The following is an 8,970-nucleotide window of genomic DNA, read 5'->3' as shown; positions in this document are numbered from 1 at the left end:
AACGGTCGCTTCCTTCGTACTCACCCTCTCGGGCTTTCCTCCGGGCGCTTCCCTTCGGTGTTTCCGACTCTATCAGATCTTTTCTCGATCCGATTCCCTGTCGGCGGGTGTCCTCCAGGTTTTCGGCTTTCGCCGTCCGCCCTTTCGACATTCACTACGTTAGCTCATTCTCTCGGCGACTCATAATCGAGTCTCGATCGAGTCTCGCGAGTTCGAATTCGGGCACGCGGGCGCGCCAAAATCGACCCCGGCGAGGGGTTGTAGCTGAGTAGTGGGTTGGCCGCTCCGGCTGCAGGCGATTGCCGTACCCGGTTCAGCGGCTCGGGATACATTACGCACCCCGGCGAGGCGCGTCAACTTGGGCGCCGCCTCGGTACATGTGCCCGATAGGGGCTCACCGTAGGGTCGCCCGCCACCCAGTAACGCCAGGGATGGATGTCGCCATTCCCGCCTTCGCCGGCGACTCCGGTGCGCGGTCCGCTTCGTACCTGGTCAGCGGCTACCGGCGTACCGGTGAGCATCCGCAGCGGGGTCTCGCCGGAGGCGCACGCGTCCGTGCCGTCCAGGGCGCGGTCGACGTCCAGGGCCGTGGCCAGGCGGGCCGGACCTTTGGCCAGTTCCTTGTCGTTCCGGGCCGAAACTCGTCGTTTGCGGGCCAGTTCGACACCTTCGACGACCTCGCCGGCGCGGAGCAGGACGGCGCTCGCCCGGCCCTCGGGTCCGCAGACGAGGTTCATGCAGTGCCACATGCCGTAGGTGAAGTAGACGTACACGTGTCCGGGCCGACCGAACATCACGGCGTTGCGGGGGGTGCGCCCACGATAGGCGTGTGAGCCGGGGTCGTTGGGGCCGTCGTACGCCTCGACCTCGGTGAGGCGGACGGCGATCGGGCCGTCGGGTGTCGTACGCACCAGGATGCGGCCGAGGAGGTCCGGTGCCACCTCCAGGACCGGGCGGTCGAAGAACTCTCTGGGCAGTGGCGTACGGTCCGGGGGCGCGATCATGCCCTCCGAGGGTAGTGCAGGCGGGGCGGCCCCTCGGCGGAACCAGGTGTGGGCGGATCGCGTGTGTGGGGGCGAGGTCCGTTCGTAAAGGGAGAGTCAATGGCGTTCAGGAAGCTGCTCGCGAGCCTCGGGGCCGGCGGGGCCTCGGTCGAGACGGTGCTGACCGAGGCCAATGTGGTGCCGGGCGGTGTCGTCCAGGGTGAGGTGCGGATCCAGGGCGGGTCCGTGAACCAGGACATCGAGGGGCTGTCGGTCGGTCTTCAGGCCAGGGTCGAGGTGGAGAGCGGCGACGAGGAGTACAAGCAGAACATCGAGTTCACCAAGGTACGGCTCGGTGGCGCCTTCGCGCTGCAGGCGGGTGCGGTGCACGCGGTGCCGTTCGGTCTGGAGATCCCCTGGGAGACGCCGGTCACGATGATCGACGGGCAGGCACTGCGCGGGATGCACATCGGGGTGACGACCGAGCTGGCGATCGCGCGGGCTGTGGACTCCGGTGACCTCGACCCGATCAACGTGCATCCGCTGCCGGCGCAGAAGGCCATCCTGGACGCCTTCATCCAGCTCGGCTTCCGCTTCAAGAACGCGGACATGGAGCGTGGCCACATCCGGGGTACGCGGCAGCGGCTGCCGTTCTACCAGGAGATCGAGTTCTACCCGCCGTCGCAGTACCGGGGTCTGAACCAGGTCGAGCTGAGTTTCGTGGCCGACGGGCACGCGATGGACGTCGTGCTGGAGATGGACAAGAAGCCGGGTCTGTTCAGCGAGGGCTCGGACACCTACCGGTCCTTCCAGGTGGGGCTGAACGACTGGATGGGGACCGACTGGGCGGCTTATCTGAACCAGTGGCTGTCCGAGGTCGGCGGCAAGCGCAACTGGTTCTAGGCTCGGGGACTGCTGGTTCCAGATCATCGATCAGGAGGTACCGAGGTGACCGAGCTCAAGCGGCGGCCGCTCCCCCACGACTTCCATCCGCCGGTGCCGTCGTTCACGGTGACGAGCGACGACGTCGAGGAGGGTGGGACGCTGAAGAGCGCCCAGGTCCATGCGGAGGGCAACACCTCGCCGCACCTGCGGTGGGAGGGCTTCCCGCCGGAGACCAGGAGCTTCGCCGTGACCTGTTACGACCCCGACGCGCCGACCGGCAGCGGGTTCTGGCACTGGGTCCTGTTCGACATCCCGGCCTCCGTGACGGAGCTTCCGGCGGGTGCGGGCAACGGCAAGTTCGAGGGCCTGCCCGAGGGCGCGGTACATGTGCGCAACGACTACGGGACGAAGGACTTCGGTGGCGCCGCGCCGCCGCCCGGGGACGGGCCGCACCGGTACGTCTTCACGGTGTACGCGGTGGATCAGGAGAAGCTCGGTCCGGATGCCGATGTCTCGCCCGCCGTCGTCGGCTTCAATCTGCGGTTCCACACGATCGCGCGTGCCCAGCTCATCGGTGAGTACGAGAACCCTGCGCAGGGCTGACCGCACAGCACGGATTCAGCCGAGCGTTCATTGAACGTTTGCCCGCCTCCGGTCTTGGAAGTGATCGGGGGCGGGCATTTTTTATTGCGTTGTCCATCTCGGCGCGCCCGTCCAGAGTTGATCCAAGCCCGCCGGGGGGTGGGCAGGTGCACACGGGAGGTGGGCTGGATGCGGGACACGCTGGTGCTGAACGCGAGCTTCGAGCCGCTGTCGACGGTGACGCTGAATCGAGCCGTCGTCCTGGTGCTGCAGGACAAGGCCGTCGTCGAGCAGGCCCATCCCGAACTGCGCATGCGCGGTGCCGATGTGGACATACCCGCGCCCCGGGTGATCAGGCTGTGCAGGTATGTGCGGGTGCCGTTCCGAAGACAAGCTCCGTGGTCGAGACGGGGTGTGCTGGTCCGGGACCGGCACCGGTGCGCGTACTGCGGGCGCAGGGCGACGACCGTGGACCATGTGGTGCCGCGGGCGCAGGGTGGGCAGGACACCTGGCTGAACACGGTTGCCGCGTGTGCGGAGGACAATCACCGCAAGGCCAACCGGACTCCGGAGGAGGCGGGGATGGCTTTGCTGCGGGAGCCCTTCGAGCCGACTCCCGCCGATGCGATGCTCTTGGCTCTGGGCTCCGAGGAGTTCGAGGCTCTGCCTGAGTGGCTGGCTCGGGACGCTGCCTAGTTCCCCGCGCCCCTGGAGGGGCGTAGGGGGAACCGGCGTGTCCACAACTCCTAGTCGATGCTCGGCTTCTCGCGGCGTTCTGTGCTCGGGCCGTTGTTCTGTGCGGGGACGTTGGCTCCGCCGTTGCCCTGGCCACCGCCGCCCAGGGGGCCGAAGTTGCCCATGGCGCCGGAGAGGCCCTTGAGGGCGTCGCCGATCTCGCTCGGGACGATCCAGAGCTTGTTGGCGTCGCCCTCGGCGATCTTCGGGAGCATCTGCAGGTACTGGTAGGACAGGAGCTTCTGGTCGGGGTCGCCGGCGTGGATGGCCTCGAAGACCGTACGGACCGCCTGGGCCTCGCCCTCCGCGCGCAGGGCCGCGGCCTTGGCCTCACCTTCGGCGCGCAGGATCTGGGACTGCTTCTCGCCCTCGGCGGTGAGGATGGCGGCCTGGCGGGTACCTTCGGCGGTGAGGATCGCGGCGCGCTTGTCACGGTCGGCGCGCATCTGCTTCTCCATCGAGTCCTGGATGGAGGTGGGCGGTTCGATGGCCTTCAGCTCCACGCGGTTGACGCGGATGCCCCATTTGCCCGTTGCCTCGTCGAGGACGCCGCGCAGGGCGGCGTTGATCTCCTCGCGGGAGGTCAGGGTGCGTTCGAGGTCCATGCCGCCGATGATGTTGCGCAGCGTGGTGACCGTCAGCTGCTCGATGGCCTGGATGTAGCTGGCGACCTCGTAGGTGGCCGCGCGGGCGTCGGTCACCTGGTAGTAGATGACCGTGTCGATGTTGACGACCAGGTTGTCCTGGGTGATCACCGGCTGCGGCGGGAAGGGCACGACCTGTTCGCGCAGGTCGATGCGGTTGCGGATGGTGTCGATGAACGGGACCACGATGTTCAGTCCCGCGTTCAGCGTGCGTGTGTAACGGCCGAAGCGCTCGACGATGGCTGCGCTGGCCTGTGGGATGACCTGGATGGTCTTGATCAGGGCGATGAAGACCAACACCACCAGAATGACCAGGACGATGATGACCGATCCCATCGTGTTCCCCGTACCCCTCTCCGCCTCGGCGCCTTCGGCAGATCTCGTGGTTGCAGAAGATCTTGCTGGTCGAGTCTGACAGACCATCGTCCAACTCGTGTGCAGGATGCCTCAGATGACGATGGCGGTGGCCCCTTCGATGTCGACGACGTCCACTGCCTGGCCCACTTCGTAGGCCCGGTCGGTGTCGAGGGCGCGGGCCGACCAGACCTCTCCGCCGAGCTTGATGCGGCCGCCGGAGCCGTCGACGCGCTCGAGGACGACCGCCTGCTTGCCCTTCAAGGCGTCGATGCCGGTGGCGAGTTGCGGGAGCTGTCTGCCGTGGCGGGCCGCGATGGGGCGGACGACGGCGATGAGCGCGACGGAGACGGCGACGAACACGAGGACCTGGATCACGGCGTCCAGGCCGAGGCCCGCGGCGACGGCGGCCGCGATGGCTCCCACCGCCAGCATGCCGAACTCCGGCATGGCGGTGACGACGAGCGGGATTCCGAGCGCCGCCGCGCCGACGAGCCACCACACCCATGCGTCGATGTCGTTCACAGGGTCATGGTAGGGCCGGGGCCGGGCGGCGGACAGGGCGCGAAAGGGAGCGGGACCGGCTCGGGAGGACCTTGGGCGGAGGGTCAGGACAGGGGCAGGCCCTGAGCCGTCCAGCGGTCGCCGACCTGCTCCACGACGAGCGGGAGGCCGAAGCAGAGGGAGAGGTTGCGGGAGGACAGTTCCAGTTCGATCGGGCCGGCGGCGAGGACCTTGCCCTGGCGGATCATCAGGACGTGGGTGAAACCGGGGGCGATCTCCTCGACGTGGTGGGTGACCATGATCATCGAGGGGGCGATGGGGTCGCGGGCGAGCCGGCCGAGGCGGCGGACCAGGTCCTCGCGGCCGCCGAGGTCGAGACCGGCGGCGGGCTCGTCCAGCAGGAGCAGCTCGGGGTCGGTCATCAGGGCGCGGGCGATGAGGGTGCGCTTGCGCTCGCCCTCGGAGAGGGTGCCGAAGCGGCGGTCGAGGTAGTCGCTCATGCCGAGGCGGTCGAGGAAGGCGCGGGCGCGCTGCTCGTCGACCTCGTCGTACTCCTCCTGCCAGTGGGCGGTCATGCCGTAGGCGGCCGTCAGTACCGTCTCGAGGACCGTCTGGCGCTTGGGGAGCTTCTCGGCCATGGCGATGCCGGCCACGCCGATGCGGGGACGCAGCTCGAAGACGTCGACCTTGCCGAGGGTGTCACCGAGGATGGTGGCGGTGCCCTTGCTGGGGAAGAGGTAGCTGGAGGCGACGTTCAGGAGGGTGGTCTTGCCGGCGCCGTTGGGTCCGAGGATGACCCAGCGCTCGCCCTCCTTCACCGACCAGGAGACCTGGTCCACCAGAGCCCGGCCCTCGCGGACCACGGATACGTCCTGAAGCTCCAGAACATCGCTCATGAGCGCGTTGTCTCCCCTTGCAGTGTGGCCGGTCTCGGCTGTCGCGTACGCCTGTGGCTCGGTCCGCCGCGCCTGTGGGCGCAGCCCTTATGAAATCTACGCCACGAGTGCCCCGCCCCATTCCATCGGTCCGGTCCTTAGGGTGGGGGCATGCTCTCGGAACCGCGTTCAGGACGCCTCGCCGCTTGGGGAAATGCCCTCTTGGCCGGACTTGTCTCTCCGGATGACGCCGCGCTCGCCATCGTGAGCGAGGACACGGTGCACCGGGTGGAGGGGCTGCCCGGGGAGTCCGCGCCGGTCGGGCTCACGCTGGCACTGGGGCGGCTGCGGACGCTGGGGGCGACCGGGCTGCGGGTCGCGCTGCCGGCGCCGGGGCATCCGCTGGGGCTGAGCGGTCCGCCCGAGTTCAATGCGCGGGCGCTGGAGGCCGAGGAGGCGGTGGTCTGCCACGGCGCCGCGTTCGGGCTGGTGCCGGAGGTGTACGAGGCCGGGCCGGCGGGTGATGTGCATGCCGAGGTGGTCTGGCATGTGCTGCCGGTGCGGGAGGCGCCGCCCGCCGATGTGCCGTCGCTGGGCGAGGCCGAGCGGGAGCTGGCGGAGGCGCTGCGCGAGGCGACCGAGGTGCTGTCGAAGCTGGACGTCGCCGGGGCGGGCCCGGTGGCGGAGGCGGCGATCGACGCGTACCGGGCGCGGGCCGAGCGGGGCCGGGAGGTGCTGGCGCCGGGGTATCCGCCGCGTGCGGTGCGGGTGCTGGAGCTGGCGCAGCGGGTCGCGCTGCTGGTGTCGCTGGCGTACGGCAACGGGCATGGGGGTGCGGTCAGCTCCTCGGAGATGGCCGCTCGGGCGGAGGCCCTGCGGCCCGTCGAGCGGACGGCGCGGCGGGCGCAGGTGGCGGCGTACAACTCCATCGTGGAGGAGCGGGAGCGGGGCGTGCGGTAGGCCGACGGGTGCCGGGGTCCGGTGCGGGCGTACCTGGGGGCTGCCGCCCGCGGACGCCGCCGCCGGGCCTGCGGCCCTGGTGCTCGGGGGCCGGACGGGCTGGGGAAGCGGGACGACAACATGACAGGCCTCCCGATGGGCACCGGGAGGCCTGTGGTCGTTGTCGGCCGGACCTCAGTGGTTGAGGCCGCTGTTGCCGAAGGCCGGGTTCAGTACGCCGACCACGCTCACGCTGTTGCCGACCGCGTTCACCGGGATGTGCACCGGGGCCTGGACGACGTTGCCCGAGATGACGCCCGGGGAGCCCAGGGCCTCGCCGCAGGCGTGGGCGCCCTCCGTGGCGGAGGCCATCCCCGCACCGGCCGCCACCAGGCCACCGGCCACCATCGTCACGGCCGCGGCCTTCTTCAGGTTCTTCACTTTCCAACCCCTCCTTGACGTTCACCGCGGCGGCTCGCCGCAGCACGCACTGGAGAACGGCGGAGATCGCCGGAGGATGCGCCGTCCGGGTGACATTCCCACGACGGTATGAATCTCAGCCTGGGCTGTTGCCGTGGGTGAGGCCTTGGGGAGGGCGTTTCAGCCGGTCACGCCGTGGCGTACGGCCCACAGCGCGGCCTGGGTGCGGTCGGCGAGGTCGAGCTTCATCAGGATGTTGGAGACATGCGTCTTGACGGTCTTCTCGGACAGCACGAGGGCGCGGGCGATCTCGCGGTTGGAGCGGCCGTCCGCGATCAGGCCGAGCACCTCGCGCTCCCGTTCGGTGAGCGAACCGCCTCTGCTCTGGCCGGAGTTGGCCTCCTCCTGGGAGAGCAGGGCGCCGGCGACCTCGGGCTGGAGCAGGATGTGGCCGGCGTGCACGGAGCGGATGGCGCCGGCGAGGGCGTCGGGATCCACGTCCTTGTAGACGTATCCGGCGGCGCCCGCGCGCAGGGCCGGTACGACCGTGCGCTGCTCGGTGAAGCTGGTGACGACGAGCACGCGCGCGGGGTTGTCGAGTTCGCGCAGCCGGCGCAGGGCCTCGACGCCGTCCATGCCCGGCATCTTGACGTCCATCAGGACGACGTCCGGGCGCAGTTCCTCGGCGCGGGCGACTCCTTCGGCGCCGTCGGCGGCCTCGCCGACGACCTCGATGTCGTCCTGCACTTCCAGGAAGGTGCGCAGGCCCCGGCGGACGACCTGGTGGTCGTCGACGAGCAGCACCCTGATCGCGTCAGCCACCGGGGACCTCCAACTCGATCGTGGTGCCCTTGCCGGGCACCGACTCCACGGTCAGCGTGCCGCCGACGCCGCTCGCGCGGTCCCGCATCGAGACCAGGCCCAGATGCCGTCCGGCGCGGCGGACCGCCTTCGGGTCGAAGCCGCTGCCGTCGTCGGTGACGCGCAGCACGGCTCCGCAGCCGCGCCGCCCGACGCTCACCTCGACGTGTTCGGCGCCGGAGTGGCGCAGTGCGTTGTGCAGGGCTTCCTGGGCGACTCTGAGCAGGGCTTCCTCCTGGGCGGCGGGCAGGGCCCGGAAGCCGCCGCTGGTGAAGGTCACGCGCGCGGTGTGGGCGCGGTCGAGGACCTGGGTCTGGGTGCGCAGGGTGGCGATCAGGCCGTCCTCGTCCAGGGCGGCGGGGCGCAACTCCACGACGGCGGCGCGCAGCTCGTCGGCGGCCTCGGCGGCGAGCGCGGCGACCTGGTGGAGTTCGCCCTTGGCCCGGGCGGGGTCGCGGTCGACGAGCGCCGCCGCGGCCTGGGCGGTCAGGCGCAGGGAGAAGAGCTTCTGGCTGACCGCGTCGTGCAGTTCGTGGGCGAGGCGGGAGCGTTCCTCGGCGATGGTGAGTTCGCGGCTGCGTTCGTAGAGCCGGGCGTTGGTGAGGGCGATGGCGGCGTGCTGGGCGAGGATGGCGAGCAGTTCCTCGTCCGCCTCGGTGAAGCCGCAACTCCCCTCCCGCCTGGGACAGTTCTTGTTGGCCAGGAAGAGCGCGCCGATGACCTCGTCGCCGTCGCGGACGGGCAGGCCGAGGAAGTCGGCCAGGTCCGGGTGCGCGGCCGGCCAGCCCTCGAAGCGGGGGTCCTTGCGCACGTCGGCGAGGCGCTCCGCCTTCGCCTCGTGCAGCATCGCGGCGAGGATGCCGTGCTGGCGCGGGAGCGGGCCGATGGCGCGCCACTGCTCGTCACTCACGCCGTCGACGACGAACTGGGCGAAGCCGCCGTGATCGTCGGGGACGCCGAGGGCGGCGTACTGCGCGTCGAGCAGTTCGCGGGCGGAGGCGACGATCGTCTTGAGGACGTCGCGCACCTCCAGATGCCTGCTCATGGCCAGCAGCGCGGAACTGACCGCTGCCAGGCCGGACCGAGGACGGTGACTCATGTCCTCACGGTACCGGCGGGGTGTGACAAGCGGATCGGACCTGTGGTGGCGGGACCCGGTCCGCTGGTCCTAGGGCGGCCGGTGTAGGC

The 8,970-nt window shown here is 70.1% G+C and carries 11 protein-coding genes; 4 read left to right on the top strand and 7 right to left on the bottom strand.

Annotated elements, in window-relative coordinates:
- Positions 1 to 353: 353 nt before the first annotated feature.
- A complete protein-coding gene (locus tag ABT288_RS36995) occupies positions 354 to 1,004 on the bottom strand; it encodes a DNA-3-methyladenine glycosylase (protein ID WP_351617583.1) in 651 nt (216 codons plus the stop codon).
- Between the two features lie 99 nt (positions 1,005 to 1,103).
- On the opposite strand from ABT288_RS36995, the gene ABT288_RS36990 reads away from it, so the two are divergent.
- From ABT288_RS36990 to ABT288_RS36980, 3 genes are all read left to right on the top strand, one after another.
- Positions 1,104 to 1,886, top strand: a complete 783-nt coding sequence (locus ABT288_RS36990; RefSeq protein WP_351617580.1) for a sporulation protein — start codon at positions 1,104 to 1,106, stop codon at positions 1,884 to 1,886.
- Positions 1,887 to 1,931: 45 nt separating this feature from the next.
- Positions 1,932 to 2,471 (top strand): YbhB/YbcL family Raf kinase inhibitor-like protein, encoded by a 540-nt coding sequence (locus ABT288_RS36985; RefSeq protein WP_351617577.1) that lies wholly within the window; start codon positions 1,932 to 1,934, stop codon positions 2,469 to 2,471.
- Positions 2,472 to 2,639: 168 nt separating this feature from the next.
- Entirely contained in the window at positions 2,640 to 3,146 is a 507-nt protein-coding gene (locus ABT288_RS36980; RefSeq protein WP_351617574.1) for an HNH endonuclease, read from the top strand.
- Between the two features lie 50 nt (positions 3,147 to 3,196).
- On the opposite strand, the gene ABT288_RS36975 is transcribed toward ABT288_RS36980, so the two are convergent.
- The 3 genes from ABT288_RS36975 to ABT288_RS36965 all read right to left on the bottom strand — a co-directional run bounded on the left by ABT288_RS36975 (position 3,197) and on the right by ABT288_RS36965 (position 5,583).
- Entirely contained in the window at positions 3,197 to 4,165 is a 969-nt protein-coding gene (locus tag ABT288_RS36975; protein ID WP_351617571.1) for an SPFH domain-containing protein, read from the bottom strand.
- Positions 4,166 to 4,276: 111 nt separating this feature from the next.
- The gene (locus ABT288_RS36970) at positions 4,277 to 4,708 is read right to left on the bottom strand and encodes an NfeD family protein (protein WP_351617568.1); all 432 of its coding nucleotides are present in this window, start codon (positions 4,706 to 4,708) and stop codon (positions 4,277 to 4,279) included.
- Positions 4,709 to 4,791: 83 nt separating this feature from the next.
- Positions 4,792 to 5,583 (bottom strand): ABC transporter ATP-binding protein, encoded by a 792-nt coding sequence (locus ABT288_RS36965; RefSeq protein ID WP_208901649.1) that lies wholly within the window; start codon positions 5,581 to 5,583, stop codon positions 4,792 to 4,794.
- Between the two features lie 150 nt (positions 5,584 to 5,733).
- On the opposite strand from ABT288_RS36965, the gene ABT288_RS36960 reads away from it, so the two are divergent.
- Entirely contained in the window at positions 5,734 to 6,522 is a 789-nt protein-coding gene (locus ABT288_RS36960) for an Rv1486c family protein (protein ID WP_351617564.1), read from the top strand.
- A gap of 174 nt (positions 6,523 to 6,696) precedes the next feature.
- Here the strand turns inward: ABT288_RS36960 and ABT288_RS36955 are convergent, their stop codons facing one another.
- The 3 genes from ABT288_RS36955 to ABT288_RS36945 all read right to left on the bottom strand — a co-directional run bounded on the left by ABT288_RS36955 (position 6,697) and on the right by ABT288_RS36945 (position 8,881).
- Positions 6,697 to 6,942: a chaplin gene (locus ABT288_RS36955; protein WP_351617561.1), complete on the bottom strand. Its 246-nt coding sequence runs from the start codon at positions 6,940 to 6,942 to the stop codon at positions 6,697 to 6,699.
- 159 nt (positions 6,943 to 7,101) lie between these two features.
- Positions 7,102 to 7,743: a response regulator gene (locus ABT288_RS36950; RefSeq protein ID WP_351617558.1), complete on the bottom strand. Its 642-nt coding sequence runs from the start codon at positions 7,741 to 7,743 to the stop codon at positions 7,102 to 7,104.
- The gene (locus tag ABT288_RS36945; protein WP_351617555.1) at positions 7,736 to 8,881 is read right to left on the bottom strand and encodes a GAF domain-containing sensor histidine kinase; all 1,146 of its coding nucleotides are present in this window, start codon (positions 8,879 to 8,881) and stop codon (positions 7,736 to 7,738) included. Before ABT288_RS36945 ends, ABT288_RS36950 begins: the two co-directional genes overlap by 8 nt.
- Positions 8,882 to 8,970 lie beyond the last annotated feature (89 nt).

Origin of the sequence: Streptomyces sp. NPDC001093 (assembly GCF_040298985.1) — a bacterium.
Lineage (GTDB): Bacteria > Actinomycetota > Actinomycetes > Streptomycetales > Streptomycetaceae > Streptomyces.
Note: the sequence above shows the minus strand (reverse complement) of the source record. Positions and strands in the feature narration are given on the sequence as shown.